The sequence below is a fragment of the Halopenitus sp. H-Gu1 genome (genome assembly GCF_041821145.1).
In the GTDB taxonomy this organism is placed as follows: Archaea; Halobacteriota; Halobacteria; order Halobacteriales; family Haloferacaceae; genus Halopenitus.
On record NZ_JBGUBC010000016.1, the window covers coordinates 37,390 to 63,511 of the forward strand.

Genomic DNA, 26,122 nt, shown 5'->3' on the forward strand with positions numbered 1-26,122 from the left:
CGAGTTATTACAGATATATGCCACTTGTAACCCACGAAATTGACGACGGGATCGCGAACATCACGATCGACCGTCCCGACAAATTGAACGCGTTGAATGCCACCGTTCTCACCGAATTACGGGATGCCTTCCAAGCGGTCGAGACCGAAGCCGACGGCGTTGTTCTCGAGACGGCTGGCGATCGTGCGTTCGTTGCCGGAGCCGACATCGCGATGTTCGAAGAGATGTCGAACCAGACGGAATTCATGGAGTTCGTCCGACTTCAAAATCGTGTCAACGATTACATCGAGGACCATCCCGCGTTGGTCGTCGCAGCCGTGGATGGACTCGCGTACGGCGGTGGCCTCGAACTGGTTCTGGCGACGGACCTCGTCGTGGCCGCGCCGGAGGTGCCGTTCGGGGTCCCCGAAGTCAGTTTGGGATTCGTCCCCGGTGGTGGGGGGACACAGCGCCTCCCGCGTGTGATCGGACCGAACAAAGCAAAAGAGATGATAGTAACCGGGAACCCGATCTCGGCCGAGGAAGCACACGACCTCGGTCTCGTGAATCGGATCGCTGAAACGGACACCGTTCAGCAGGCCGCTCGGGATCTGATCGGGGAGGCCCAGGAGAACGCCCCCCTGGCGATCGAGGAGGCCATTCGTCTCGTCAACGAGGGGATGGATGCGAGTCTGGACGCTGCAAAGCAGTACGAGCAGGCGGTTGCAGCGTATCTCTACACCACCGAGGACACGGCCGAGGGTATCCGAGCATTCACCGAGGACGACGAACCGGACTTTTCGAGACGGTAGGACGTTCGGGATCGATCCGAGGTTGACCATTTGGAACGTCCGGGATCGGTGGTCGTCCCACGGGAAGTCGTTCCCGAAGGGATCCGGTCCGTCAACATCGTTAAGACGGTTCCTGTCTGAGTTCTCCTACGGCAATCGCACATGTCACGGACAGAAACTGCGCTGGCTGCCGCCGAGGCAGGCGCTACTGTCGCCGAGGAACTGTATCGGTCTGCCCTCTCCGTGGACACCAAATCCTCGAAGATGGACTACGTTACCGAGGCGGACACCCGGGCACAAGAGCGGGTGATCGAAACGATCCAACGGGACCATCCGGATGCAACCATCGTCGGAGAGGAAGCGGATGCGCTCAAAACGGTTCCCGACGACGGGATCGTCTGGGTGATCGATCCGATCGATGGCACGACCAACTTCGTCCACGAGATCCCGCTCTGGACGACGTCCGTTGCGGTCGTAGAGGACGGCGATCCGACGACGGCCGTGTCGGTCGCTCCGGCCGTGGGTGACGTCTACCTGGCCGATGACACCGCTGTAACGTGGAACGGCAATCCGATGGAAGTGAGTACCAAGACCGACGTCGAGACGTTTACCGTCGCACCCATCCTTCGGTATGGGTCCGATCGCGATCAGGAGTTCGGTGAACTCATGGCGACCTTGATCAGGCAGTTCGGCGATCTCCGCCGGTTCGGTTCCGCACAGTTCGTGCTTGCGAAGATCGCTGCCGGATCACTTGATGTTGCAGCCGCAACACAGCCCCGAGCAAACCCGTGGGATACGATCGCGGGCGTGTACATGGTCGAACGAGCCGGTGGAACGGTGACGGATGTCCATGGGGATCCATGGGCTCCGAGTTCTGACGGTCTCGTCGCCACCAACGGCACTGCACACGATCGAGTTCTCGATGCCGTTCAGTCACTGCTGAAATGAACGTCGAGCCGTCAATATTGGATCGGCCATCGGTCGTCGTCGCGTTCCCTGAGTGCCGTCTCCGTCTCGGCCGTCAGACGGTAGGTACCATCCGTGGCGATCACCTCACCCGAATCGTGCAACTGTTCGAGGTGTGCGGACGCTTCGCCGGGGCCATGGAGGATATGTATCCCGTCGAGATCTCCGAATAGCTCGTCGCTCACCGTCCACGCGTCACTGGGACCACGTTTGGACAATGCATTCAGCACTCGCCATGCACGTTCCTCGTGATGGGTGATGATCTCCGTTGCCCGCTGTGCAGGCCTCTCTATCACCGATCGATGACCCGGCCATGCTCGATCGTAGTCCGCATCGATCATCCGTTGGAGCGACCGGAGGTACTTGATCAATGGCTGTGAAACGCGGACGTCGGCACCGCCGACGTTGGGCGTGTATACGGGCAACATGGCGTCACCACAGAAGACGTCGTTTCGCCCGGCCACTTCCCGTTCGAACACGCACAGCCCCGCAGCGTGGCCAGGGCGATGAGCAACGGTGAGTTCGCGTCCATTAAACGAGAACGTCTCGCCGTCTTCGAAGGTGCGTACGTGAGGGGATTCACGCTCGTTTTCGTGTTCATGCAACCACTCTCGAAGTGACTCCTGCTTTTCGGGTGGCATTCCCCACTCCTCGAAACGCGATTCCTGAAGCGATCGGAGGGAACTCCAGGCGTCCGAATCCCCGCGAATGAGTGGTGCGTCCGCCGAGTGGGCGTATACCTTGGCACCGCTTTGTGCTTGAATTTCACCTGCCAGTCCCGAATGGTCCCCATGCCAATGGGTGAGGAATATCACGTCGACGTCGGCGAATTCGATATCTCGCTCCTCGAGACCCGCCTCTAGTTGCTGTTTTGTGGTGGGCGTGCTGTCCCCCGTATCGATCAGAACCGTTTCGGGCCCGTCGTCAAATACGAACACGTTGTTGTTCCCTTCGAACGCCGCGTTCGATAATGAAATGCGCTCCATGATGGCTGAGTAGTGTGTAGGGCTTAATCAAGGCTTCAGTTATCCGGACTCACATCTCTTCGCCGCCGCCATCGAATTCCGTCCACGGCGGACGCTCCGGCAGGTACTCCGGGAAGGATGTCACACGATGGCTTTACATAGCACCGTCGTCGACTACCGCCGTGATGGTCGGACGCACACCACAAGATATCACCGCCGATGACGGTACCGTTGGGAGTTCGGGTTCGGACCAGCGAAGCGTTCAGATGGCAAATATCGCTGCCGGGAAGGCGGTCGGTGAGCTCGTTCGGACGACGCTCGGTCCGCGAGGTCTGGACAAACTCCTCGTCGATGACGACGGGATGGGGATCGTCACGAACAACGGAGCAAGTATTCTCAGAGAGATGGTCGATCATCCTATCGGCGATATCATCGCCGATCTCTCCGTGAGCCACGAGGACGGAGTCCGTGATGGAACGACGACCACGGCGGTACTTGCCGGTCGGCTTTTGGGCGAAGCGGAGACGCTCATCGAGCGGGATATCCATCCGACGACTATTGCACGTGGGTACCGTGCAGCCGCCGAACGTGCCGGCGAGATCCTCGATGAACACGCGACCGTGATCGAGCCTTCGGATACGGAGCGATTGACGAGCCTGGCTGCGACGTCGATGTCCGGAAAGGGAACGATGAAGGAGGACGTGGTGCCGTCGCTGGTCGTCGAGGCCGTCCAGCGCGTTCGTACTGACGGCGACGTCGATCGGGACGCCATCCGGATCGAGAAGATCACTGGCGCTCCCGTCGATAACTCCGTCATGATGGACGGCGTCATACTGGATCAAGAACGAGCCGACTCGGTGACTCCCTATCGCGTCGAGGACGCCACCATCGCGGTGTTCGACAAGGACATCGAACCCCGAGAGTCCGGTCTGGAACTCGACGTGGACGTGACCACGCCGTCGGATGTGGCCCGAATTCAGGAGAACCAGCGGGCAGAGATCGTTTCGATCGTCGATCACCTCGATGATCTCGGCGTCGATGCGGTGATCGGGGGTGAAAACATCGCCGAGGAACTTCGCGAACGGTTGGCCAAGCGAGGGATGTACGTCGTTCGACGCGTCCACGACGACGAGATAGCCCATCTCGCAAAGGCTACCGGAGCCAACGTCAAAGGGACCGTGCGTGAACTCTCGGCGGACGACCTCGGATATGCCGAGATCGTCGAAGAGACCGATCTCGGTGGGGAATTACAGACACGTGTCCAGGGCTGTGCCACTGAGACGACTGCAACACTCGTACTGTACGGCTCGACACGCGACGTCGTCGACGAGCTCCATCGGGCGGTGAAGGATGCCATCTCGGTCGTCTCATGCGCCATTGATGAGCCAAAGATCATCCCCGGTGGTGGCGCACCTGAAACCGCGATCGCCCTTCGGTTACATCAGTATGCAAAGGAGTTCGATTCACGCGAACAGCTGGCGATCGAGGCGTACGCGAACGCACTTGAGGTCGTCCCAAGCACGCTCGCTGAGAATGCCGGTGTCGATCCGATACTGGGCCTCGTCAATCTGAGAGCGGTGCAATCCAATGGTGATACTCTGGCGGGGATCGACGGGGAGACCGGCGAGATCATCGATCCCGTAGAGGCCGGGATCATCGAACCGTTTTCCGTAAAGCTCCGATCGATCACCACCGCCCCGCAGGTGGCCGAAACGATCCTTCGGATCGATGACTTCCTTCCGATGTCCTTCGAGATCGATGAAGACAAGCTGCCCGCCAACGGACCGGCCGGAGGAATGGGCGCACCGTAGGTCTCTTCGAATCGACGTCCCCGGACCGCTTCGGTTTTTGTGTGTGCGAACGAATCGTCAAGTAACAGAAACGGGACACACCTTCTCGTGGAGCTCCCTCCGGCGGTGAGTGGCGGGGTCGTTCACGCGGAGGACGCCGTCACTCGTGCTGTGCGGCAGCAAGCAGGAACCATCCCTGGCCGTAGGAGGTGACTGCGAACGGAACCCCAGGACCTCCCGGGGGGCCGACGACCCGACCGACCTCGCCGTTTTCGCGGACGACTCCCATCGAGACGTCCATGCCATCCCGTGCTGCTTGCCCGTACGTCTCCTCGTCCAGGTAGCCCCGCTCGATGCCCTTCTGGAAGGCATACGCGAACATCAGCGTGCCGGACGTCTCCAAGGCCGATTGGTCGTCGTCGAGAATGTTATGCCAGAAGCCGGAGGCGTCCTGTAGTGGACGCACCGCTTTACAGAGGCTCCGGAATATCTCGACGAGCCGATCCCGTTTTTCGTGGGACTCGGGGAGATACTCCAGGGCATCGAGGATCCCGGCTGCAACCCAGCCGTTACCTCGCGACCAGAAGGTGTCTTCGGGGTAGACGTTGGGCTGTTCTCGCCACTCGTGTCGGTAGAGATCCGTGTGGGGATCCTGTAGATACTTCGTTTGAACGATCACTTGGCGAGCAGCATCGTCGAAGGCGGCGGGCTCATCGGCGACCGCCCCGTATCGAGCCAGGAACGGACAGAGCATATAGATGGCATCAACCCATAGTTCCATCTTCCCCCGGTGATGGCCAATACCGCCCTCGGCCGTTCGCTGGGCTTGCTCGGCCAGATATTCGTATTGACGTCGAGCGGCGTCGAGATAGGTTTCGTCCCCGGTTCGGTCGTAGAATTCAAGGGCGGGATAGCCGAGAGCTGCTGGATCGGTTTGGGATTTATACTCGACGTCGTCCGTCCAGGATTTCGGATCGAGCGATCCGTATGAAAATTGACCGGCTGTGGTCTGGGTCGCGATCGAACGGTCGACCAGCCGTTTTGCTTCCTCATCGTACCCTCCGACTTCGAGAAGCCCGTTTATCGCCACGGCTTTCTGCCAGGTCTCCGATTCCATGTCCCGCTCCAACGTATGGTTCGCTACACGCTCCACTAATGCCGAATGATCGTGGCCTGAAGCCATACCCACAGATCACCACGAATGTATAAAACGCTTATGTCATGAAAAATATTTTATCCATATCCTGGGATATCGACCGTGTTCAGAGTGAACGTAGGACGTGCGCAGTAGATTTATGTGAAAATGGGGCGGTATTTTCGGTATGGAATCACCACCCACGTTACCGGAGGCGGAGTACGAGAGACGCATTACCGCCGTCCGTGATGAGATGGCAAACGAAGAATACGACCTCTTCGTCGTGTACGCCGACGAGTATCGAATCGGTGATGGGTTTTATCTCTCAAATTTCAAACCAATCAACGTTCTCGAAGAGGCTCATCAACTCGTTCTCGTACCCATCGATGATGAACCGATACTACTGACGGGAACGTTGAACAGCCACGGAGCCAGAGAGCGGTCCTGGATCGATGACGTTCGATCCGTCTCCGATCTCACCGAGACGCTCAGTGACGTCGTGGATCGGTCCGACGGAATCTCGAACGTGGGACTGTGCGGGGAGAACCTGTTACCCGTTCGATGGTATGACGAACTCGAGGATGCACTTGGTACTCGCCGGATAGTTCGTGACGACGAATTACTCGCACGACTTCGCCAGTTCAAAAGCGATGCGGAGATCCGAATGTTACAACGGGCGGCAACGATCGGCGATCAAAGCATCGTCGACGTCGTTCAGGAGATGGCTATCGGTGATAGCGAAGCCGACTTAGCCGCCGTGGGTGAGTATGGGGCCCGCAGGCGATCGGCGGAGATCGGGTCCGCATACGTGATCATCGCCGGCGAAAACACTCGCCATCCCACGTGGCGACCATCACCGGATCACCATATCGAGGACGGAGACTACGTGATAATCGATGCCTCTCCCCAGTATCGAGGATATGCCGCTGACGTAGCCATCACTGCAATCGCGGGGGAAGACGACGAGAAAGCGGCGGTACTTTCCCGGGCGAACGAAGTCGCTACGGAGATCATCGAAGAGGAAATCCGTCCCCAAATGCGGATTTCCGACCTCTACGATCGCGTCATTTCTCGGGTCAAAGACGAAGGCTGGAATGAGGAGTTCAAACCGTTCGCGACGGGAACCCGTGCGATCGGTCACGGCGTCGGTATCGACGTCGTCGAGTGGCCAAATCTCGGGCCGGCCGTCGATCTAAAACTCGAGCCAGGGATGGTCATTTCGTTCAAATTCGATCTCCACGGTATCCCTGGTGGTGGGCTTCGCGTCGAACGCATGGTTGCGATCGAGGAGGACGGTGCTCGGCAATTGAACTTCACCGACCCGGAAACGCTTCCCGAGGAAATCCACCCGTTTCTCTGAGTGGGAACGAACCTCCCAGATATCCTGTTGTGGGTTCGACTCGACGACGATCGAGGCGTCGATAACTCGATGGGAGAGATCGACCATCCATTCGTCAGTCTAAATACCCGAGAAACAATCATAAATATTGTGTCAAATCCGCGCATATAATTGCATTGAGTTCATTGGGAGTATCCATGGATATTGGCGTTTGTCTATTCAACGGCTTGCAACACCCGGACGACGATCGCCCGCTAACGGCGGTGTATTCGGATATGACCGACCTGGTTGCGACCGCCGACGACGTCGGACTCGACAGCGCGTGGGTTTCAGCACACCATTTCACACCTGAGGGGTATATGTCAGGACTTCTACCGACGCTTGGAGCGTTCGCGGAAGCGACCGAGAACATTACCCTTGGGACGTCGATGTTACTTGCACCCCTCCACGATGCGATCCGTGTGGCCGAGGACGCCGCAACGGTGAGTCTGCTTTCGGATGGACGATTGGTTCTTGGAATGACCAACGGTTATCGGGACGAGGAGTTCAAACAGTTCGGCGTGGATAAAGACGATCGAGCCCTCAAAACCGAAGAGGCAGTCCGTATCGCCCGGGGGGCATGGAGTGATGGCCCTCTCGGTTTCAATCCCCGATTCCATCCTGCGACTCCCGAGGCGACGGTAACGCCAAAACCGGAGGACAGTCCGGCCATCACGCTTGGTGGGACGTCCAAGCCGGCCGTTCGACGTGCTGCGATGCTCGCCGACGCATGGACTGCACCCGAGACGCTTCCCTTCGAGGAGGTGGTGAAACGCGTGAAGTATCAACGCCGTCTTCGCAAAGCTGAGAAGCTCAAAGGTGAATTCACCACCTACGTTCAACGGTACTGTTTCGTCGACGAATCAGCCGAATCGGCCTGGGAAACGTTCCGAGATCCGGTATTCTACATGCAGCGGAAGTACGACGAGTACTCGGCGGATGAACCGATAGATGAACTATCGGCCGAACGGCGAGAACACCTCAAACAGCAGGCGATCGTCGGCTCTCCGGCGGAAGTGATAGAACAACTCGAGCGATACCAAGAACGCCTCGGTGATACCGTACACATGTTACTGCGACCATATGTGCCCGGTCTGGAGACGAGCGCGATCGAGCAATCCATCGAACGTCTGGGCACCGAGGTCGCACCGGCCCTCCGGTGAGCCGGAGCGGAGGTGAGATGGAGCGGGGATGCGACGCGTCTCTCCTCAATTCGAGCGCATTGCGAGACCGGTATCCGGAAGCCGTCCCCACGTCTCACTCGTCCGAACAGTCACACCCGTGCTGTTCGAATAGATCCGTCACGGTGTATTGGGCCCCACAGTCTTGACAAAGGACCTGCGCATCGATGAACACTTCAAAGTCATCGACGTCCATCCGATCCGTATTTCGAAGGTTTTCGATCCGCTCTTCGGTTACCACCCGTGCCCGCGCCAGCAGTCGTTGGATCTGTTCGAGATCCTTTCGTCTTTTTTCACTATCGGAATCACCAGTATGTTCAACCCCGCGACGTTCCTGGAGATAGGTGCGAATCGCCTGATACGTGACAAAATCACGCCGGAGGCTGTCCACATCGATACCGTTTTGCATAAGTCGAGTTCGTGTTGCCGTTTGAACGCCGGTCGTTACGGTATCGGCGGTTAACTTGTGATAGATCGAACTGACGTCGTCCTCAAGCGCACTCATTCCGGCATCGAGTAGGACACGTTCGAGCACTTGATGGTTGAAGTAGGTCGCAAGCTCCCGAAGACTCATCCGTTCGACGTCGTCACCCGTCCAACGCACTTCAAGTTCTGCACCCAAATTCTCGAGATCGTACTCCTCAAGCACCCGTTCGACTTTGGTCAATCGCTTTGATTGTAGCGTCTCAGTCATTTTTTATCAGATCTGTTATCTCTTTTTGTATCTGTGTTCGCAAGCACGAAAGACGGTTCTCAGATTGACGTGATTCGAGTATACTCGTCGTCCAACGCTTGCGCGTCCTCCGGTAACAACGTGACGACCAGATATTTGGCATACTCGGAGAAATACGTGACCAATGTTGCGATACGATCGTTATCGATCGCTTCCAACGAGTCGAGAAGCATGAATGGAACCGTCTCGTGGAGATCATGGACTAAATAGCCCGCCAGCGCGAAAATAAGACCGAGGACTTCGAGTTCGCTCTCGCTTAAGTGATCGACCGTATCCTCGTATGCGGCCCCGTTCTCAGTCGCTCGAACGATATGTAATTCGAACGCGGTCCGATCGATCGTCCGGCGACCGTCCCGAACGGTTTGTTCCGCCCGTTCGATCCAGATCTGTTCGAGGTTCTCGTAGGCAAGAATATCGAGGATCGCCTCCATATGTTCGTTAAACTTCTCGACGGCTTCGGCTTCGATGTCGTCGATCTTTGTTCGGTTCTCGGTGAGCTCTTCGACTACTCGTTCGCGTTCCACTCGGAGACCGTCCAGGTCTGCCAGTAGTTCCTCGATCGATTCGATCTCATCGGTGACCGCTTCGAGATCCGATTCGAGACTATCGATCTCGAATTCGATCTGATTGGCCTCCTTGTGCAACGACAGGATCTCATCAAAGCCGCCGGAGTCGAAGGTCTCGACCTCCTCTTCGAGCGTGTTGACTTCCGTCGTTAACTCGCGACGTCGATCTTTGAGTGAGGCTAGCTGTTCGTTTCGGCGTTCGATCTCGGTTTCGAGTTGATCGATCCTCCGTTTCGTCTCCTCACGCTCGGTCCGTTTTTGTTCCAGTGTTCGCTGTTTTCGTTTCAACTCATCGAGTTCGGATTTGGTTTCTTCAAGCTGTGTGACCTTTCGTGTCCGACTCTCCCGAAGCCGAGCGATCGTCTCCTCGATCTGCTCTCGCTCGACCGTCGAACCACAGGTCCAACAAACGACGCTCTCTTCGTCATCGTCCAGCAGTTGGTCAGTGAGCGAATCGGCGTTGTCCACGTCCGTCCCATCAGCAAGCATCCCAGCGAGGTCCGAATCCTGGGTTTCGAGTCGCTCCTCGTTATATTGGATGAGACTCTGGAGATCGGACAACTCGGTGTTGAGTCTCTGGCGTTCGGTCCGCAACCGTTCCATCCGTGCTTCAAGCTGCTGTTGATCTCCCATCGGCTCATCCGGGAGGTCCTCAAGCGTGTCCGTGAGGTCCGTACGCTCCTGTTTGAGGGAGGCAATGCTTTCTTTCTGTGATTCGATCCTTCGCCGGACTGACTCGAGGTCGGACCGCGTTGAACTGAGTTCAGCAAGCGTGTTTTCGAATTCGTCTTTGTTCTGGCGACTTTCCTCGATATCGTGACTGTGCTGTTCGATCTCCTCTTCTTTCGCGGCGAGTTCGTCGCGTTTGTCGGCGATCCGTTGCCGGAGGGAATTTCGCCGCGTTTCGAGGTCCGGAAGGTCGCGTTGACGTGATTCGATACGGCTGATCTCGTCGGCTATTCGTCCCTTTTTTTGATCAAGGCGATCGATTTCCCGTTCGATCGCCTCGACGTCGACCGGCCGCATGATCAGTTCCCGAAGGTCGTCGCCGTCCGCGATCGCCCGTCTTGCCTCATTATCCTCGAGGAGAAACGAGAACAGATCGGCAACGTCGGGATCCTCAAGGTAGACCTCACCCGTCGTCTTGATGGTTTTGCCATCCCGCTGTAAGGTTCGTTCGTACGTGTCGCCACCCAGTGCTAACCGAACGGATCCCTCCTGGGAATCGGCTTTCAACGTCGCTCGATCACTGCCCATCACGGCCATGATCGCCTGCAGAAACGAGGTCCGGTTCGTGGCGTTTTTCCCGGTCAGAATGGTGACGCCTGGTGAAACTGTAATATCCGTCTCACTTATTCCGCCGATATTTTCGACGTTGAAACGGGCCACCTCGGACGTTTGCTCGGGACTACTCATTGGGCATTCGTTAGGGAGGTACCGTTATAAGCACAATGATGGATACGGGTATCTATCCCGGACATTACTGTAGGATCGTTGTTGTCCTATCCAACTTCCGAGGAGATCCCGGAAAGCGTCATCGGCGTTACGAAAGAGATCGTGAAACGGCTTCAGTCTGTCAATCGATCGCCGTCACTCCGTTCGTGAGTTCCTCCTCACCCCGTATAATCAATATCGTCGATCAGCCCTTGCAGGTAGCCCACGGTATACGACCGGCCCACAGGCCGCCATCCCTCGTCTCCTTCCATTTTTGGAACGTGATCGGGGACGACGGCACCGTCAAACCCGACGCGGGAGAGCGCACGCATCACGGCTGGGGGTTCGAAATTGCCCTGATCGACGAATGACTCGTGGAAGGAGGGGACGGTGCCGACGACGTTACGAAAGTGCACGAACACGATATCGCTGCCGAAGTGCTCGACCACGTCCACCATGTCCTCTCCCATCTCGGTAAAACAGCCGAGACACAGCTTCAGACCGTGATTGTCACTCGACCCCAACTCCATTGCTCGGTCGAAGTGCTCCCGGTTTCGAAAGAGCCTCGGAATCCCATAGAGCGACTCGATAACCGGGGGATCCATCGGATGAAGTGCAAGCGTCACGCCTGCTTGCTCGGCGACCGGCAGGACCGTGGTGATGAACCGTTCGTAATTGTCCCAGAGTTCATCCTCGGTGTATTCCCGATCGATGCCTTCCGGGAGCGTATCCGGGTCGTCCAATTCCTCTAAATCAAACGCAGTCGCCTCGGCACCGCCTCGAGCCTCGGTGGGATTCGTTCGAAGTGGGACGAGACCACGTGGCATCCACTGGTAGCCAAGAATATCGATGCCGGCCGCACCGATATTTTCGATGAGCGTCGTTATTTCCTCGAACGACGTCTCGGAACCCTCCCGGTCAAACATGATATCGCCGTAGAGTGCGAACGGAAGCGAGTGAATACCGGCGAGACGAAGCCCGTAGGACTCGACGCGTTCCCGTGCCGTTTCGAACTCGTCAACGGTGGGGATCGATCCTGGCCCGACGGTCAACACGTCCGGTCCCTCGCCTCCCACGAACGCTTCACCCTCCTCGGCCACCTCGCCGTGGTCGACGAACACGTCCGTGACACCGAGTTGTGCAAGAAGTCGAAGTCGATCGTGTGAGAGACTTCGAGTTCGAACACCGACCGTAATCGATCGATCGTCCGGAATATGAGCGACCATGATGGGCGTCTCTCATCGCTGGCGTAAATACGTGACGTCACGAGTGGGGAGTCGTGTTAGCCATCATGAAGTATGCCAAGCGGAAAGCATATACCCCATCCATGTTCCCTGTTAGATATGAGCGAACGGTTACGAACTGCATTCCGGGATCGTGATCCAGTTTTGGGACATTGGCTATCCATCGGACACCCCGCGGTTGCCGAAGTGATGGCAATGGCTGAAGGGGACGTCGTGTTGATCGACACCGAACACACCCCGACGGAGTGGGAAACGCTCCAGTCACTGATCCATGCGATCGAGGCGGCAGACGGCGATTCCGAACCTCTCGTGCGGCTCCCCGAAAACGATCCGGTCGCGGTGAAACGGGCGCTTGATACCGGGGCGAGCGCGATCATGGCGCCAATGGTCGATACCCCAGCTGAAGCACGAGAACTCGTCTCAGCTGCGACGTATCCACCGGAGGGGACCCGCGGTGTCGGCGGCTCGCGAGCGGCTGGCTACGGTATCAACTTCACGGAATATGTCACCGAGGCGGATGAGCAGGTCACCGTCGTCGCTCAGATCGAACGCGAGGCTGCTGTAACGAATGCAGAAGCGATCGCAGCCGTCGATGGCATCGATGCGCTCTTTCTCGGCCCGTCGGATCTCTCCGCCTCACTCGATACCTTCGGCGATCTCGAGTCGGACGTCTTCGTCGATGCCGTTTCGTCGGTACTCGATGCCGCTGATGCCGAAAACACGTCCGTCGGTCTGTTCGTTCCTGATCCGACCGAGATCGAACGATGGCTTACGAGGGGATTCGATTACGTGATCGCCGGAAAGGATACCATCCATCTCTGGGAGGGGCTTGACGACGTGAGCACGATATTTGCTGAGGCGGTTGAAACCCAAGAGTGAGACGATCGCCGGTAGTGACCTTCCCGTGCGCTTCTCGGTGGGATCCGCCTCGACGATGATCGCGGAACTCAAACGACATAGAACGGAACGAACTCAAACGACATAGAACGGAACGAATGGAAGTCCCGATCAGGTGCCCTTGCTTCCCCATCCGAACGCATTCCAGCCGCCATCAGCAGTCATGATCTCCCCCGTCATGTAGTGCTCACCGACCGCTAAGAAGACGGCACAGTTCGCCATCTCCTCGGTGGATCCGTATCGATCCATCGGGGTCCGATTTTGAATGTGTTCATCGGAGTAGCCGTAATACGGCCACTCCGATCGGTCGAGTCGATCCTCGTTCGTCTCGTCGTCGCGGGTCTGTTCGTCCATCGCCGTTCGAATGAATCCGGGTGCTAACGCGTTTACACCAATATCGTGCTCGGCGAGTTCGACCGCCATCCCTCGCGTCAGGTTGTGAACGCCGGCTTTGCTTGCATTGTACGGCGTTCGTCCCTGAACCCCGGACATTCCGTAGATACTACCGATGTTGATTATTTGTCCGCCGGCATCCTGCTCCGTCATTTGCGTGGCAGCTGCTTGGGCTCCGTTAAATACGCCCGTCAAGTTGACCTCGACGACGTGACGCCAGTCTTCGGGATCCAACTCGACGAACGAATCGATGACCGTCGTCCCAGCGTTATTCACCATGACGTCGAGTGAGCCGAACTCATCGACGGCCGTGTCGATCAACTCACCCATCGCTTCTCGATCCGTGACGTCCGCCTCGACGGCGATCGCGGTGCCCCCAGCAGCCTCGATCTCCGTGGCCGTGGATTCGGCGCGTTCCAACGAGCGAGAGTTAGTGATAACGTTTGCCCCCTCTTTGGCGAAGCGTTTTGCGATCCCGGAACCGATTCCACTACTTGATCCCGTAATTACTGCCGTTTGGCCCTGCAACTGCCCTGTCATACGTCTCTGTACACGCGCAGAGTTCACTTAGTGTTTCGTGTGCCTCCCCTTAGCAAGGGACCAACCGGTTTTCGGGTTCGATCGAATTCATACGAGCCACCCGGCGGACCACCACACGTGTCTCGAATAGTTCGATATCTGTGGTGTTCGAATTCATATTTCTATACAAATATTTTTGATCCGGTCCGATTCGGACTGATTCGGTCCGACCCGATCCGATTCGGCTCGGCTCAATTCGGGTTGGTTCGATTCGGTTCTGTTCCGTCGTCGCGGATCTCGCTGCGCTCCTCGCCTTCTACGTTCAGCTAACACGGCCAGCGGGATCGGCAACGTCATCGAGGAGAAACGCGGCGGTAACGAAAGTGATCTCTCTCGTTTATATATCGGAGATATCCGAGTTTCCGTGGCCCTCGGAAACGTCGTGCTTCTCGGCTAACTCGGGGAGATGCCCTTCCACCATCGCCATCGTATACGTCCGAACTAGCCCTATGAGGGGGATTTGGTCGTTTCAGGATCGACGGCAGGGGACAGTCAGTATCGTCAGTCGGTGATCCGGATCGCTTTCGCATCGACCGTGACGCGCTCCGACCGTCCACCGTCAGCTAACTCGGAGCTGTTCATAACTCGGAGCTGGCCATAACTCGGCTTTTCGAACCCAGTCGTGAACGGTCATGTGACCGTGCTCGACATTCAAATAATCAAACTATAATATTGTATTTAAGACTGATAGTTTAATGGAATACTATCGGGATCGTCTCCGTCCGATCCCTCGGAATTTTCCGTCTCGAATGGACGGTACGGCTGCCGAGGACACGTCGCGGGATTCCGTTGACTGCCGACGTCGATCCGCCTTGTCGGCTAGCCACTCTTCGGATAACTTCTGCTTTGCGTGAATCGTGCCGGAGGAGTTCGCGAGCGGCGACGATCGGGTTCGATTGAACGCCTGGATACGGAGTGACGCGCCGTTAGCGGTACGTCCGTCCGTTCGATTCAGGAGCGGCGGGGACTGTTCGGGGCAAGTGCATCATCGTAGATAGTACGGTAGATCTCCTCGATCTCCGATCGAGTCGGCTTTCTGGGGTTATTGTCCGGCGATCCGGAGTCGATCGCGTCCTGCGTCATCTCGCCGATCACGTCGAGATACGCGTCTCTGGACGGAACGTCACCGAAGTCGTCCAAATAGCCGGTCAACGAGAGATCATCGCAGAGTTGATAGATGCCGTCGGCGGCCTTTTCGGCGGCTTCACGCGTGCCGTCCTCCTCACTGGCCGTACCGAGGATCCGGGCGATCGTCGCGTACTTTTCGGGGGCTGCCATCGTCGAGAACTCCACGACGTACGGCAGAATAAGCGCATTTGCGAGCCCGTGGGGAATGTGTAGTTGCGCACCGAGTGGACGGGCCATTCCGTGTACGAGTGCGACTGAGGAGTTCGTGAAGGCCTGCCCGGCATGGAGTTGTCCGACCATCACGTCCGCCCGCGCATCGAGATTCTGCCCGTTTGCCCACGCGACTGGCAGTGAGCGGACGATCCGTTCCATGGCTTCCTCCGCCAGATGATCCGGAATACTGTATGATTCCGTCGAGACGTACGCTTCGATGGCATGTGTCAGTGCATCGATTCCGGTAAAGGCAGTATGGCTGCGCGGGAGCGAGACGGTGAGTTCCGGATCCTCAAGGGCGACGGTGGGAACGACGTTCTGTGAAACGATCAGAAACTTCGTTGCGGTAGCGGTATCGCTGAGAACGATCGATCGCGTCGCTTCGCTGCCGGTTCCTGCGGTCGTGTTCACTGCAATGAGTGGGGGAATCGGATTGGGAACGCTTTCATATCCTGCTTTATCGACGCCGAAATCCCGGATCGATCCATCGTTGGCGGCGAGGATCCCGACGCCTTTTCCAGTATCGATGGAGGAGCCGCCGCCGAGCGTAACGATCACGTCACAGTCGTGTTCCGTCCAGCGATCGTAGGCTTCTTCGACGTTCTCGACCGTCGGATCCGGACGGACGTCTGTGTAGACGGCCGTCTCGATGCCTTCACGTTCGAGCGTATTGAGAAGAGTTTCGCCATGTATATCAAATATCTGTTCGGTTGCGATCACGAGTGCAGTGTTCCCATAGAGGGATGCCTGTTCACCGGTTTGACTGACTGCGCCGGCACCGACGACGACTTTGCTCGGTGAAACGACTGTACGCGTCTGATCAGAAAGAACCGTTTTGTATGACACATTAAGTACACCTCACCACTCCCAATTAGTTCTTTTGGGAATCGTGAACTTTCCTCGTCCACTCACTCGTTTCGGCAGTTCCACAGCGCCCCTCGCGGGGTAACGGCGGGAGCAGTTCGGGTCGACGCCTCTTCCGGGATGGACGATTCTACGGGAAGCCCGGTGATGGTGCGGAATCCGTCTATTTCACTGCTAACGAGACGTTCCACGTCCCGAATCACGCGCCTCCGAGGCGGTTCACATCAGTGATCGAAGTGTCGGTGTAATCGACCGCCAAGCGATGGGCGACAACCGAAATCGTTCGGGGGACTACCGGAAGAGTGGATCCGGTAGATCCCGGTCGTCATCGATCCGTTCGGAACCGGACCGTGACGTGTCGAATTCCATACTTGATTGGGTGTTCCGGACTCAATACGACGGGCGTTGTGCCTGAATGACCGACGCGAGTTGCTCGCTTTCATCCGCCAGTAGTTCCGTCAGGTCGTCGGCGGTGATGATTCCCGTCAGTTCGTCGTCCTCGTTACAGACGGGGAGCCGACGGACACCGTTCTCGCTCATCACTGCTGCAACTTCGTAGAACCCCGTCTCCGGACTGACAGTACACAGCTCACCCGACATGACGTCCTCGGCGGTCTGGTCGTTCGGATCCGCTTCTTCCGCCAACACCCGCATCGTCAGATCGCGATCCGTAGCGATCCCAACGGGTGTCCCGTCATTCGTAATGACGACGCTGCCTACGTTTTCGTCACGCATCAACTGGGCGAGTTCCGAAACCGATGCGTCCGTACTGGCACTGATGACATCATCTCGAGCGAGGTCTTGGATTGGCATTTGGGGGTCCCTCCGTTCTATAATTGAACTAGAGAGGGATTATACCGGTAGCGTGATTCTCAGTAACTTGGAAATAGCTCAGATCCTAAAGGGGAGGAAGAGCGTCATTCTCCTCCTCCCGGCAGGAACGATTAACTGCATGACTCCACGACCATCGAGCATGTTCAGGATCGGTGCTCACGTCTCGATCGCGGATGGGTTTGCTGCCGCCGTCGAACGCGAGGCGGAACTGGGTGGGAACTGCGGACAGGTTTTCGTTGGGTCACCTCGTGGCTGGGCGGTTAGCGAGGTGGACGAGGGCGACGCCGACGCGTTCCGAGACGCCGCCTCGGAGTTCGACGTTAGTCCGTGGATCGTTCACGGAACCTATCTCATCAATCTCGCGACGCCGAAAGACGACCTCGCGACGAAGTCGATCGAATGCGTTCAGGCCGAACTCGAGGCAACAGCAACCCTGGACATTCCCTACTACGTCTTCCACCCGGGTGCACACACTGGTGCCGGTTCGGAGACCGGAATCGCGAACGTCGCCGAACGCCTCTCCGAGCTCGATATCCCGGATGGCGTCATGATCCTGTTGGAGAACACCGCCGGAAAGGGAACCACCGTCGGAAAGCGGCTCCCCGATCTCAATGAGATGGTCGAGTCCTCAGCCTACGACTACGACGATCTCGGTATCTGTCTCGACACGTGCCATCTCTTCGCTGCTGGGTACGATTTCGGGGACGAAGCAGTGATGGACGACCTGGTGACGGAGATCGACGCAACCGTTGGCCTCGAGAACGTCCACTATCTCCATCTCAACGATTCGCGGCATCCGCTCGGCTCCGAAAAGGATGAACACGAGCACATCGGCGAGGGAGCGATCGGTGAGGCGGGATTCCGTCGATTCATCACCCATGACGCGCTTCGTGACAAGCCAATGGTTCTGGAGACGCCCGAGAACGAGAAGGGGTTTGCGTGGAACATCGAGACGGTAAAACACCTCTACGCCGGCGACTGATCGTCGAGGGCATCAACTCTGCTGGATGCAGCCACCGACGTTCGTCCAGTCACCGATATCCGTCACAGTCATCGACGTCCGTCGCAGTCACCGATGTCCGTGGGGGTCTCGTTCACTCGTCCTCTCAGGAGCCTTCTCCCTGTTAGGGATATCGGAGACTCCCGGCAATCGGTATTGACCCGTCGTTTTTTGTCCGGTGCTCCGGTAGTCAAACCATGGCACTCGACGAACTCGCAATCACGATGGGAAAACTCGGGGCTGGCGAGTGGGAACTTCGGATTGAAGGCGGAGACACGGTCGACGCCGTCCTCGATGAGGTAGACGTGAGCGAAGAACGTGGCTTTCACGCCGAAGGACGGAACGAGGTGCGTGAAATGCTGTATGAACTCACGACCGGCAAGCAACCAGGCGGGCCGATCCGTCTTCGACGGCGTCCGATCGACGGGGAACAGTGGGAAGAAGTCGGGGAAGTGAATGACGCCGTCAAACAGGGGTGAGTGATCCGGTCGGAGACGTCTCGCTGAATCGACGGGATACTTCTCGAATCCCGGGAACGACGCCCTCATTCTAAGAGGTTTGCGACCAATGGTTCTTCTATGTCGGCTGATCTTCCAACCCGAAACGAACTGAGACAAGGGATGGCCGTAGAAATCGAACAGGAGAACGGCGACCGTATCGTCGGCGAGGTCGGCGTCGTCCTCACTGACGAACGAACCCATCCCAAGGGAATCCTCGTGAAACTCAAATCCGGGGCCCAGGGACGCGTGAAACGTATCGGCCCGGAAGTCTAGCCGCCGAGTACGCGTGCTGGCTCCGCGGAACCCTCATCGTCGCCCTCTTCGACGGGAGCCGACACGTCGTTCCCATCGAAGCCGTAAGCGACGTCCAAACGGGGGCGGACGACGGTGAACCGTGCCGGAACTCGCTACACCGTCGAGGATGGACATCCAGTCAAATTTCTTCGGTGACGTGTTCCCAAACGGTACACCAGTCCTCGACTGCAACGTACCCCTCAACTGCAGCACAGGCTCCCCACGTGTCGCCGTTCTTGTCGGGGATGAACTCCGCACAGTTCCCACAGGACTGCCCTGGTGGGGCCGTCCCGTCCTCGATCGCGTCCACAGACTCCATCAGGTTTACGTCCTCCTGACTCTGGAGATCGTCCGGATCGCGTTCCTCACCGGCCTGTGAACTCGCCATCCGGTACTCCTCCGGAACCTCGGCGGTTGCCAACTCCTCTTTGGACATCCCTTCGGGAACTTCCGGTTCGGGCAACGCTTCGTAAATCTCACACCAGTCTTCTCCATCGATGTATCCCTCGACCTCCGCACAAGCACCGAATTCGTCGCCGTTTTTGTCCCGAATGTAATCGGCACAGTTCGCACAGCACGTTCCCGGTTGGTGTGCTTCCATCTCCCGTGCTTCCTCGTATTCGGAGAAACTGACGTCGGATTTCGTGTGTAACTCGTCGGGATCGCGTTGTTCGCCCCCGATCGACGTCGCCGCCAGGTACACATCGGGCACGGGCCCGCTTTCGAACTCCTCCGCCGAAACCCCCTCCGGAAGTTCCGCCTCGTCTTCCTCACCGGGTTCCGTCGTCCCATCTCCGTTACCCGTGTCGCCGGCACATCCGCTCAACGCTGCTATGCCGACCGTCGCAACGAGGTAATTTCGTCGACTCCACATGTCGTAGTTGACTTCCCGGTTCCGCCACGAATTATGATCCGACATATGCGCATAGTTAACACTACCCAATATAAAACGTGATAGCCTCCTCTTGGAATTTGGAATTGTTCATTAACTTTATACAACGATCTGGGGTTCTCCTTGCAATCGGTCAATAGATATCCGTCCGGTATCCCGCGGTTCGGGCTCTCCGCACGCTGTGGCGGGCGTTCACTCCTTGAGGGCCAGCAGCGAGCCGAACCCTGCGGGGAGTTGGTCAAGAGCCCTCTCGATTTCTTCGGATGGAACGATATCGGACAGGGCGTTGCCGACGACCTGGATGGTTTCTCGGGCCGTCTCCTCGGAGACGTCTGCCTGCCTCGCGACCCGGGTAACGAACTCATCCGCCGAGAAATCCGCTGCATCGGACGACGTCTCGTCGATCAGCCACTGTTCGGCCTCCCCTTCGAGGTACTGCGCGAGGTCTTCGGCCTCGCCGCGGGAGAGTCGCACCCCCAACGTCTCGAGGACCGCTCGAACCAGCGCTTCGGCGTCGACGTCCGGATCGAATGCCGTCCGTTCGACGACGAAATCGACGAAGGGGCGACCGATCGAAGCCGGTTCGACGTCGAAGATGCGCCCGTAGTTCGGTGGAAGCTGTGCCTGTGCGTTCTCCAGTTCCTCCTCGCCGACCCGTTGTGCGAGGACCGCCATCACTACCTGCACGTCCTGTTCGACCGCTCGATCGGGGAGGGCCGCCTCCTCGCCCACCTGTTCGATGAACTCCTCGTAGGCCATCGGCTTCGCCCGTTTCCGGTTGATGTCAACGAGTTCCAACGAGAGATCCGGGGGCAAAGGCGCAGCGATATCTCGGGCCTCACCCACGGAGAGACATCGTCCGAGATTCCGGAGCGTTGCACGCGTCACCGCTTCGGCCTGCTCCCGGGACGTGAAGTCGTGCGACTGAAAAACGGCTTCGACGATGTCGGTCTCGCTCATAATTCGAGAATTTGTCCGGAATCATTGAATACCCTCGGGTCGTTCCCAGGAACTGACATCGACGGACACGCCTCGAAACGTTCCACCCGAGATGCGGCGACGGCGGCTGGATCACGTTCTCGGCGAAACGACGAGCACATCCTTCCTCGTTCGGAGGCAGTCACTCAACGGACGCGTTTCACTCCTCGTCGACGTGTCCGAGTTCGTCGGCGATCGATTCAAAGATCGCCTCTTCACGTTCGGCAATGTCGCCGACGAGGCTCGCGGCCTCCTCGAAGTGCGCCGGATCCGGCTCGTCCTCCTCCAGGATGTCCCCAAGGATCTCCGCGACTGTCCGCCACTCCTCAGCGACGCTAGCCATCCTGTCGGACAGATCGTGGGCGAGCCCGGTTCGCTGTCCCAGTTCGTCGAGTGATTCCGCATACAGCCCGCGGAAGGCCGCACCATCACCGTGCTCGTCGATGCTTCGGCGGGCGGCCCGCACCGGTCGGACCGGATCGGGGAGGTCCGCCCACGCGCTGAGATAGTCCCCGAACGATCGTAGCGCGGGGAGGCCCTCCTCGCCCGGTCCACGTGCATCCCGCTTGACATGGAGCGGCTCGATCATGTACGTTGCGGCCTGTCGAAGACCGGCTGCGGCCGCGTCCGTCCCGTCTTCCGTCGTTCTCGCGCGGGTCACCGTGAGATACTCGTTGTCCAGTGGCACGAACCCGTCGCTGGTCCATGCCTCCTCCAGCGTCGCGCGTGACACCTCCTGTCGAGTCTCCAGTGCGCCGTCCGAGAGGACGACCGTCTCGTCGTCGTATCCGATCAGGACGGCGACGTGATGCGGAAGGTGGTCCGGCTCCTCCGGGAGGTACGACAACGGGGCCGGATCGAGAAACAGGAGTACCGGATCGTCGTCGTCGACGTGTCCGGTCACGTTTTCCCACGCCGTTTGGAAGTCGTCACCTTTTCGGAACGAGTGAGGGGCGCCGATCCGTTCGAGGAACGCCCGCTCCAGCCACGTGGAACTGGCCCGGAACGTGACCCATGGCTTCTCGGGGTGTTCATAGAGGACGAACGCGGGGCCGCCGCCGATCCCGAAGCAGGCCCCCTCGCTGTAGTTCCAGCCGTAGTATTGTGCGACGTTCCGGAGTGCGGCCGCGCCGCAGTGGACACCGGATTGGTGGGTGTAGCCCTCAATTAGTTCCATATCGGATGTCTGTTCGGCAACCAGTTAATTCCCCCCGGCAAAATGCAGCAAGTGAGAACGGTATTTCCTCTCCTTTGAGAACCGTACTGGGTACTTTTAGTGTTCTTTATAGACACTTCACGCATGAGAACCGAACGGTCGGTGCACCGGACGATACTCCCGCTACTCGTGGTTGCGAGCCTCCCGTTGATTCTGGGTCTCGTGTTCGGGGCATTCGGACACGTCCGGACTGACGGGGGTGACCGGGAGCACTCCGCCGAGTCCGTTTCGCTTCCCACACAGAGCGGAGAGAGCGACGTCTCGGTCGAAGAAGCGATCGCGAACCGTCGATCGCGACGCGAATACGGGGAGGAAGCCCTGTCACGCCGGGAACTCGGGCAGTTGCTCTGGGCAGCACAGGGCGTCACGGAAGGAACGACTGGCTACCGGGCGGCACCCAGTGCGGGGGCGCTGTACCCGCTTGAGGTGTACGTCGTCGTCGGCACACCCGGGGTGGACGATCTCGAGAAGGGGATCTATCACTACCGACCGGAAAATCACGAACTCACCCGTCGCAAAATCGGTACCGTCCAGTCGGAACTCCGGGCGGCCGGAGTCGATCAGGAGCCCATTGGGGAGGCGGCCATCGATATCGTCGTGTGTGCCGTCGACGAGCGGGCGACAGGGAAGTACGGAGAGCGAGGACGCAAGCGGTACGTTCCGATGGAGGCCGGACACGCCGGCGAGAACCTCTACTTGCAAGCCGAAGCGCTGGGTCTTGCGACCGTTTCGATCGGTGCCTTCTCCGACGACCACGTTCGAGACGTGCTGGGAATACCGACGTCCCAGCGACCGCTGTACATCTTCCCCGTTGGTGGGCGCACGTGAGTTGAACTCGTCTTCAGTCGATCCAGACTGGGGACGTTGACACGTCGATCCCCCAGGCGATCGGAAGCCATCCGAGGACGAAGACCACCACGAGGAGCACACCGATGAGGTTCAACAGGAACCCGACGATGGCCATCTGTGGCACGGTCAGGTACCCGCTCCCGAACACCACGGCGTTCGGTGGTGTCGCTACCGGGAGCATGAACGCGAGCGAGGCGACGGTCGTCGCCGCCACCATCAACGCATACGGATGCACCGACAGCCCCACCGCCAGCGCGCCGAGGATGGGAACCAGCATGGCCGTCATGGCGGTGTTCGAGGTCACCTCCGTGAGGAAGACGGCGAGCAGTGACACCCCGAGAACGATCCACAAGAGCCCCATCCCCTCGAAGACGAACAACTGGCTGCCGATCCATTCCCCGAGGCCGCTATCCTCGACTGCAGCCGCCAGCGACAGTCCCCCGCCGAAAAGCAGGATCACGCCCCAGGGAAGCGTCACGGCGGTCGTCCAGTCGAGCAGGAAGGTGAACTCGCCGTCGTCATCGCGGACGGGAATGACGAACAGAAGCACCCCACCGAGGATCGCGATCGACGCGTCATCGATCATCGGGACGTACGGTTCAAGCAGCATGCGGCGCGTGAGCCACCCGAACGCGACCGCACCGAAGACGACCACCACCAGCTTTTCCGGGTGCGTCATTGGTCCCAGCGCCTCCCGTCGATCGCGGATGACGTCGGTCTCGTCCGGCAGCGCGTCGAGGTCGTGTTGCAGGACACCCCGTGTCAGATAGAACCAGCAGACGACCACACCGATCACGGCGATCGGGACGCCGTAGGCCATCCACTGTGCGAACGAGATGTCCTGCCCGTACGTCGACGCCACGAAGCCGGCAAAGATGATGTTCGGCGGCGAGCCGATCAACGTTCCGACGCCGCCGATCGAGGCGGCGTAGGCGATCGAAAGCATCAGCGTCGTCCCGAACCGGAACTCGCCGCGTTCCGTCGGCACGTCCAGTTCCGACTGTCGAACCAGGTCGGCCGTCTGGTGGACGACTGCGAGTCCGATCGGCGTCATCAACATCGCCGTGGCCGTATTCGAGACCCACATTGACAGAAACGCCGTCGCCGCCATGAATCCGAGCACGATCCGCCGGGGAGACGTCCCGACCAACGCGATCGTCAACAGGGCGATCCGTCGATGGAGCCCCCATCGTTCGATGGCGACGGCAAGCAGGAATCCGCCGAGAAACAGAAAGACGAGCCGGTTTGCGTACGGTGCCGATGCGGTGGTCGGATCGACGGCTCCCGTGAGCGGGAATAAGAACAACGGAAGCAGAGCCGTGACTGGGATCGGGACGGCCTCACACACCCACCAGATCGCCATCCAGGCTGCGACGGCACCGACCGTCTGTCCTGCCATCGACAGGTCCGCCGGAGTCGGTGCGGCAAGAACGAGGACGAACGCGATCGGACCGAACAGGAGTCCAACCTTCCGGCGGGTCGTGTAGTCGTCGTCGACGTCGAACGAGGAGGCACGGTCGCCATCTTCCCCGTTCGATCGATCGATATCGTCATCGTGGGCGGTTGAGTCGTCTTCCCCCCCGTCGGTCGCGACGTCCCGGTCGCGTTTCGGATCGGCTCGAAGTTCACGAACGCCGGTCGGATCCATCCTGAGCAGTGCTCGTGTTCGGGCGTGCATGCGCCAGGACCGTCGCAAAACGGTGTCCAGAAGATCACCGATCGTCATGTGTGTCACCGATCGTTGTGTTTGCGTGTGATTCCAGGGCCGCAACGTCGGTTTGGTCCTCTCAAGTGGCCAGCGTTCCGTGCCGTGTCATGGAGACGTCGTGTCCGAGTCGAACGTGGGTTCGCGATTGGACGATCCAAGGTATTCACCCCTGAACATATCGATGAGACAGGGGGATCGACGATCATGACGTATACTGTTTCATTCAGTTATATAATAGTTGGTTAGCCTGTTGTACGCTCAAAATTCGCTCCCACGACCGGAGGAGTGACCTCAATACGAGATGGTTGTAACGGGAACGGACTGACTCAAAGTTAACTCCGTGACATGATGGATCGAAAAATGATTTGATGGATATGTAATCTAACAGAAATAGCATGGATATTACGAGAAGCTCTGATAGAGGAGGACGATGATCGCAATACTGGCAAAGACGTCGGGAAGAAATACGAACGGTCCTAACGTCGACCCATGACGAAATCCTAACACGATGGGGATCAGTGGGTTCGATGAGACGGCATACAGAAGAAGCGCGACGGTAAACAGGAGAAGACTGAACGTGAACTGATTGGGCAGATCGCGGTACACGGCGATGTAGTTCCACAACAGGGCAAACAGCACGACGACGTTGAGCGTCGTCACGAACAGTTTGATTCGAATGACGGTTTCCATGCCGACGGGAGCTCCATGTGTGGGGAGCCCCAAATTCGATAAGCCAGTACTTAGAGAAATCACACCGCTGATTATCACTGCGATTCCAACGACAGCTCCCGTTTTGAGTAGCCCTGTCTCGTTATGCATCGTCGTCCTCCTCGAAGTCGGCTTGTGCTGCGATCTCGTCAAGGATATCGAGGTTCCCTTCCATCCGTTCGGTTAGAAAGTACGTCTTGCCGTACTCGTCTCCCATCGACGTCACGATGTCGTTTTCCTCGAGTTTGGCAAGGTGGTGTCTGATGGTTTTGTAATCGAGGTCGAGCGAGGTTGCCAGTTGGTTCGCGTTCATCGGTTTGTCGTTCAACGCGCGAATGATTCGGACGCGATTACGCCCTCCACGACTCCCGCCGATCAACCACCATAACACCTTGCGCATCGGTCACTGTGTGCAGCGTACACAACGTCTGTATAAATAGTCATGTCATGCCGTATTCTCACGGGTTCAGATGGCCGGCGGCCACTCGCTACCTATTTGAAACGGGGATGAAACGTTACCGCATGAGTCGTTCCTTCCGCGTCTGGAACTCCTCGTCGTCGATCTCACCGTTCGCATACCGCCGGCGAAGCGTCTCAAGTGCCTGATCGGTCCCCGTTTTCGAGGACTCGGTTCCGCTCCGGGTTGATCTGAATACGAGATATCCGAGAGCCCCCACCAGCAGGAGCACCAGGAGGAATCCGAACGGTGCGAACATGACCGGGCCTCCCATGGCTCCAGCTTGATGGCTGCCTGTTGTTAACGGGACGACGGACGCAAGTCCTGTGTTCAGTGCCATTGCGATTTCACGTAGAGCGGCACGTAAAATGTAGTTTTTCCGAATTATCACCGCAATAGCACCGGGTTCGACCCAAATTCATTCACAATGCACCCGGCTACCTGTGTGAC

25 protein-coding genes are annotated in these 26,122 nt (G+C 58.3%); 10 read left to right on the forward strand and 15 right to left on the reverse strand.

Annotation, left to right across the window (positions count from 1 at the left end; translation table 11 throughout):
* Nucleotides 1-17 precede the first annotated feature (17 nt).
* Entirely contained in the window at nucleotides 18-791 is a 774-nt protein-coding gene (locus ACERIT_RS11890; RefSeq protein WP_373675073.1) for an enoyl-CoA hydratase/isomerase family protein, read from the forward strand.
* Between the two features lie 141 nt (nucleotides 792-932).
* Nucleotides 933-1,718, forward strand: coding sequence for an inositol monophosphatase (locus tag ACERIT_RS11895; RefSeq protein WP_373675074.1), 786 nt, complete (start codon nucleotides 933-935; stop codon nucleotides 1,716-1,718).
* Between the two features lie 11 nt (nucleotides 1,719-1,729).
* Here ACERIT_RS11895 and ACERIT_RS11900 read toward each other — a convergent pair whose 3' ends face one another.
* Nucleotides 1,730-2,722, reverse strand: coding sequence for an MBL fold metallo-hydrolase (locus tag ACERIT_RS11900; RefSeq protein WP_373675075.1), 993 nt, complete (start codon nucleotides 2,720-2,722; stop codon nucleotides 1,730-1,732).
* A gap of 164 nt (nucleotides 2,723-2,886) precedes the next feature.
* On the opposite strand from ACERIT_RS11900, the gene thsA reads away from it, so the two are divergent.
* Nucleotides 2,887-4,512, forward strand: a complete 1,626-nt coding sequence (gene thsA / locus ACERIT_RS11905; protein ID WP_373675076.1) for a thermosome subunit alpha — start codon at nucleotides 2,887-2,889, stop codon at nucleotides 4,510-4,512.
* 139 nt (nucleotides 4,513-4,651) lie between these two features.
* Here thsA and ACERIT_RS11910 read toward each other — a convergent pair whose 3' ends face one another.
* A complete protein-coding gene (locus ACERIT_RS11910) occupies nucleotides 4,652-5,674 on the reverse strand; it encodes a glycoside hydrolase family 88 protein (protein WP_373675077.1) in 1,023 nt (340 codons plus the stop codon).
* Between the two features lie 139 nt (nucleotides 5,675-5,813).
* On the opposite strand from ACERIT_RS11910, the gene ACERIT_RS11915 reads away from it, so the two are divergent.
* Nucleotides 5,814-6,986 carry a M24 family metallopeptidase gene (locus ACERIT_RS11915; RefSeq protein ID WP_373675078.1) on the forward strand — a complete coding sequence of 391 codons (1,173 nt, stop codon included), beginning with the start codon at nucleotides 5,814-5,816 and terminating at the stop codon, nucleotides 6,984-6,986.
* A gap of 176 nt (nucleotides 6,987-7,162) precedes the next feature.
* The gene (locus tag ACERIT_RS11920; RefSeq protein WP_373675079.1) at nucleotides 7,163-8,167 is read left to right on the forward strand and encodes an LLM class flavin-dependent oxidoreductase; all 1,005 of its coding nucleotides are present in this window, start codon (nucleotides 7,163-7,165) and stop codon (nucleotides 8,165-8,167) included.
* A gap of 94 nt (nucleotides 8,168-8,261) precedes the next feature.
* Here the strand turns inward: ACERIT_RS11920 and rdfA are convergent, their stop codons facing one another.
* The 3 genes from rdfA to ACERIT_RS11935 form a co-directional block, all read right to left on the reverse strand.
* Nucleotides 8,262-8,879: a rod-determining factor RdfA gene (gene rdfA / locus ACERIT_RS11925; protein ID WP_373675080.1), complete on the reverse strand. Its 618-nt coding sequence runs from the start codon at nucleotides 8,877-8,879 to the stop codon at nucleotides 8,262-8,264.
* 59 nt (nucleotides 8,880-8,938) lie between these two features.
* Complete coding sequence (locus tag ACERIT_RS11930) at nucleotides 8,939-10,900, reverse strand: archaea-specific SMC-related protein (protein WP_373675081.1); 1,962 nt, start codon at nucleotides 10,898-10,900, stop codon at nucleotides 8,939-8,941.
* A gap of 197 nt (nucleotides 10,901-11,097) precedes the next feature.
* The gene (locus ACERIT_RS11935) at nucleotides 11,098-12,144 is read right to left on the reverse strand and encodes a mannonate dehydratase (protein ID WP_373675082.1); all 1,047 of its coding nucleotides are present in this window, start codon (nucleotides 12,142-12,144) and stop codon (nucleotides 11,098-11,100) included.
* Nucleotides 12,145-12,261: 117 nt separating this feature from the next.
* Here ACERIT_RS11935 and ACERIT_RS11940 point away from each other — a divergent pair, with 117 nt between their 5' ends.
* Complete coding sequence (locus ACERIT_RS11940; protein WP_373675083.1) at nucleotides 12,262-13,041, forward strand: HpcH/HpaI aldolase/citrate lyase family protein; 780 nt, start codon at nucleotides 12,262-12,264, stop codon at nucleotides 13,039-13,041.
* A 129-nt stretch (nucleotides 13,042-13,170) separates the two neighbouring features.
* On the opposite strand, the gene ACERIT_RS11945 is transcribed toward ACERIT_RS11940, so the two are convergent.
* The 3 genes from ACERIT_RS11945 to ACERIT_RS11955 form a co-directional block, all read right to left on the reverse strand.
* Entirely contained in the window at nucleotides 13,171-13,992 is an 822-nt protein-coding gene (locus ACERIT_RS11945) for an SDR family NAD(P)-dependent oxidoreductase (protein WP_373675084.1), read from the reverse strand.
* A gap of 990 nt (nucleotides 13,993-14,982) precedes the next feature.
* A complete protein-coding gene (locus tag ACERIT_RS11950) occupies nucleotides 14,983-16,218 on the reverse strand; it encodes an iron-containing alcohol dehydrogenase (RefSeq protein WP_373675085.1) in 1,236 nt (411 codons plus the stop codon).
* A 408-nt stretch (nucleotides 16,219-16,626) separates the two neighbouring features.
* Nucleotides 16,627-17,049 (reverse strand): CBS domain-containing protein, encoded by a 423-nt coding sequence (locus ACERIT_RS11955; RefSeq protein WP_373675086.1) that lies wholly within the window; start codon nucleotides 17,047-17,049, stop codon nucleotides 16,627-16,629.
* Nucleotides 17,050-17,209: 160 nt separating this feature from the next.
* Between ACERIT_RS11955 and ACERIT_RS11960 the strand changes: the two genes are divergently transcribed.
* From ACERIT_RS11960 to ACERIT_RS11970, 3 genes are all read left to right on the forward strand, one after another.
* Complete coding sequence (locus tag ACERIT_RS11960) at nucleotides 17,210-18,052, forward strand: deoxyribonuclease IV (protein WP_373675087.1); 843 nt, start codon at nucleotides 17,210-17,212, stop codon at nucleotides 18,050-18,052.
* Nucleotides 18,053-18,267: 215 nt separating this feature from the next.
* The gene (locus tag ACERIT_RS11965; RefSeq protein WP_373675088.1) at nucleotides 18,268-18,549 is read left to right on the forward strand and encodes a hypothetical protein; all 282 of its coding nucleotides are present in this window, start codon (nucleotides 18,268-18,270) and stop codon (nucleotides 18,547-18,549) included.
* Between the two features lie 99 nt (nucleotides 18,550-18,648).
* Nucleotides 18,649-18,843: a DUF2196 domain-containing protein gene (locus ACERIT_RS11970; RefSeq protein WP_373675089.1), complete on the forward strand. Its 195-nt coding sequence runs from the start codon at nucleotides 18,649-18,651 to the stop codon at nucleotides 18,841-18,843.
* 160 nt (nucleotides 18,844-19,003) lie between these two features.
* Here ACERIT_RS11970 and ACERIT_RS11975 read toward each other — a convergent pair whose 3' ends face one another.
* The 3 genes from ACERIT_RS11975 to ACERIT_RS11985 form a co-directional block, all read right to left on the reverse strand.
* The gene (locus ACERIT_RS11975; protein WP_373675090.1) at nucleotides 19,004-19,783 is read right to left on the reverse strand and encodes a high-potential iron-sulfur protein; all 780 of its coding nucleotides are present in this window, start codon (nucleotides 19,781-19,783) and stop codon (nucleotides 19,004-19,006) included.
* Nucleotides 19,784-19,948: 165 nt separating this feature from the next.
* On the reverse strand, nucleotides 19,949-20,716 hold the full coding sequence (locus ACERIT_RS11980) for a DUF2267 domain-containing protein (protein WP_373675091.1): 768 nt from the start codon (nucleotides 20,714-20,716) through the stop codon (nucleotides 19,949-19,951).
* Between the two features lie 178 nt (nucleotides 20,717-20,894).
* Nucleotides 20,895-21,911, reverse strand: coding sequence for a BtrH N-terminal domain-containing protein (locus ACERIT_RS11985; RefSeq protein ID WP_373675092.1), 1,017 nt, complete (start codon nucleotides 21,909-21,911; stop codon nucleotides 20,895-20,897).
* Between the two features lie 123 nt (nucleotides 21,912-22,034).
* Here ACERIT_RS11985 and ACERIT_RS11990 point away from each other — a divergent pair, with 123 nt between their 5' ends.
* Complete coding sequence (locus ACERIT_RS11990) at nucleotides 22,035-22,778, forward strand: SagB/ThcOx family dehydrogenase (RefSeq protein ID WP_373675093.1); 744 nt, start codon at nucleotides 22,035-22,037, stop codon at nucleotides 22,776-22,778.
* 13 nt (nucleotides 22,779-22,791) lie between these two features.
* On the opposite strand, the gene ACERIT_RS11995 is transcribed toward ACERIT_RS11990, so the two are convergent.
* The 4 genes from ACERIT_RS11995 to ACERIT_RS12010 all read right to left on the reverse strand — a co-directional run bounded on the left by ACERIT_RS11995 (nucleotide 22,792) and on the right by ACERIT_RS12010 (nucleotide 25,931).
* Nucleotides 22,792-24,477, reverse strand: coding sequence for a DASS family sodium-coupled anion symporter (locus ACERIT_RS11995; RefSeq protein ID WP_373675094.1), 1,686 nt, complete (start codon nucleotides 24,475-24,477; stop codon nucleotides 22,792-22,794).
* Nucleotides 24,478-24,909: 432 nt separating this feature from the next.
* The gene (locus ACERIT_RS12000; protein ID WP_373675095.1) at nucleotides 24,910-25,197 is read right to left on the reverse strand and encodes a hypothetical protein; all 288 of its coding nucleotides are present in this window, start codon (nucleotides 25,195-25,197) and stop codon (nucleotides 24,910-24,912) included.
* Between the two features lie 121 nt (nucleotides 25,198-25,318).
* The gene (locus ACERIT_RS12005) at nucleotides 25,319-25,615 is read right to left on the reverse strand and encodes an ArsR/SmtB family transcription factor (protein WP_373675096.1); all 297 of its coding nucleotides are present in this window, start codon (nucleotides 25,613-25,615) and stop codon (nucleotides 25,319-25,321) included.
* A 115-nt stretch (nucleotides 25,616-25,730) separates the two neighbouring features.
* Entirely contained in the window at nucleotides 25,731-25,931 is a 201-nt protein-coding gene (locus ACERIT_RS12010; RefSeq protein ID WP_373675097.1) for an SHOCT domain-containing protein, read from the reverse strand.
* Nucleotides 25,932-26,122: the final 191 nt, after the last annotated feature.

Bases quoted from the DNA above. Each gene is read 5' to 3' on its own strand.
- ACERIT_RS11890 (WP_373675073.1), top strand. From the start codon at position 18: ATGCCACTTGTAACCCACGAAATTGACGACGGGATCGCGAACATCACG.
- ACERIT_RS11895 (WP_373675074.1), top strand. From the start codon at position 933: ATGTCACGGACAGAAACTGCGCTGGCTGCCGCCGAGGCAGGCGCTACT.
- ACERIT_RS11900 (WP_373675075.1), bottom strand. From the start codon at position 2,722: ATGGAGCGCATTTCATTATCGAACGCGGCGTTCGAAGGGAACAACAAC.
- thsA (WP_373675076.1), top strand. From the start codon at position 2,887: ATGGTCGGACGCACACCACAAGATATCACCGCCGATGACGGTACCGTT.
- ACERIT_RS11910 (WP_373675077.1), bottom strand. From the start codon at position 5,674: ATGGCTTCAGGCCACGATCATTCGGCATTAGTGGAGCGTGTAGCGAAC.
- ACERIT_RS11915 (WP_373675078.1), top strand. From the start codon at position 5,814: ATGGAATCACCACCCACGTTACCGGAGGCGGAGTACGAGAGACGCATT.
- ACERIT_RS11920 (WP_373675079.1), top strand. From the start codon at position 7,163: ATGGATATTGGCGTTTGTCTATTCAACGGCTTGCAACACCCGGACGAC.
- rdfA (WP_373675080.1), bottom strand. From the start codon at position 8,879: ATGACTGAGACGCTACAATCAAAGCGATTGACCAAAGTCGAACGGGTG.
- ACERIT_RS11930 (WP_373675081.1), bottom strand. From the start codon at position 10,900: ATGAGTAGTCCCGAGCAAACGTCCGAGGTGGCCCGTTTCAACGTCGAA.
- ACERIT_RS11935 (WP_373675082.1), bottom strand. From the start codon at position 12,144: ATGGTCGCTCATATTCCGGACGATCGATCGATTACGGTCGGTGTTCGA.
- ACERIT_RS11940 (WP_373675083.1), top strand. From the start codon at position 12,262: ATGAGCGAACGGTTACGAACTGCATTCCGGGATCGTGATCCAGTTTTG.
- ACERIT_RS11945 (WP_373675084.1), bottom strand. From the start codon at position 13,992: ATGACAGGGCAGTTGCAGGGCCAAACGGCAGTAATTACGGGATCAAGT.
- ACERIT_RS11955 (WP_373675086.1), bottom strand. From the start codon at position 17,049: ATGCCAATCCAAGACCTCGCTCGAGATGATGTCATCAGTGCCAGTACG.
- ACERIT_RS11960 (WP_373675087.1), top strand. From the start codon at position 17,210: ATGTTCAGGATCGGTGCTCACGTCTCGATCGCGGATGGGTTTGCTGCC.
- ACERIT_RS11965 (WP_373675088.1), top strand. From the start codon at position 18,268: ATGGCACTCGACGAACTCGCAATCACGATGGGAAAACTCGGGGCTGGC.
- ACERIT_RS11970 (WP_373675089.1), top strand. From the start codon at position 18,649: ATGTCGGCTGATCTTCCAACCCGAAACGAACTGAGACAAGGGATGGCC.
- ACERIT_RS11975 (WP_373675090.1), bottom strand. From the start codon at position 19,783: ATGTCGGATCATAATTCGTGGCGGAACCGGGAAGTCAACTACGACATG.
- ACERIT_RS11980 (WP_373675091.1), bottom strand. From the start codon at position 20,716: ATGAGCGAGACCGACATCGTCGAAGCCGTTTTTCAGTCGCACGACTTC.
- ACERIT_RS11985 (WP_373675092.1), bottom strand. From the start codon at position 21,911: ATGGAACTAATTGAGGGCTACACCCACCAATCCGGTGTCCACTGCGGC.
- ACERIT_RS11990 (WP_373675093.1), top strand. From the start codon at position 22,035: ATGAGAACCGAACGGTCGGTGCACCGGACGATACTCCCGCTACTCGTG.
- ACERIT_RS11995 (WP_373675094.1), bottom strand. From the start codon at position 24,477: ATGCACGCCCGAACACGAGCACTGCTCAGGATGGATCCGACCGGCGTT.
- ACERIT_RS12000 (WP_373675095.1), bottom strand. From the start codon at position 25,197: ATGGAAACCGTCATTCGAATCAAACTGTTCGTGACGACGCTCAACGTC.
- ACERIT_RS12005 (WP_373675096.1), bottom strand. From the start codon at position 25,615: ATGCGCAAGGTGTTATGGTGGTTGATCGGCGGGAGTCGTGGAGGGCGT.
- ACERIT_RS12010 (WP_373675097.1), bottom strand. From the start codon at position 25,931: ATGTTCGCACCGTTCGGATTCCTCCTGGTGCTCCTGCTGGTGGGGGCT.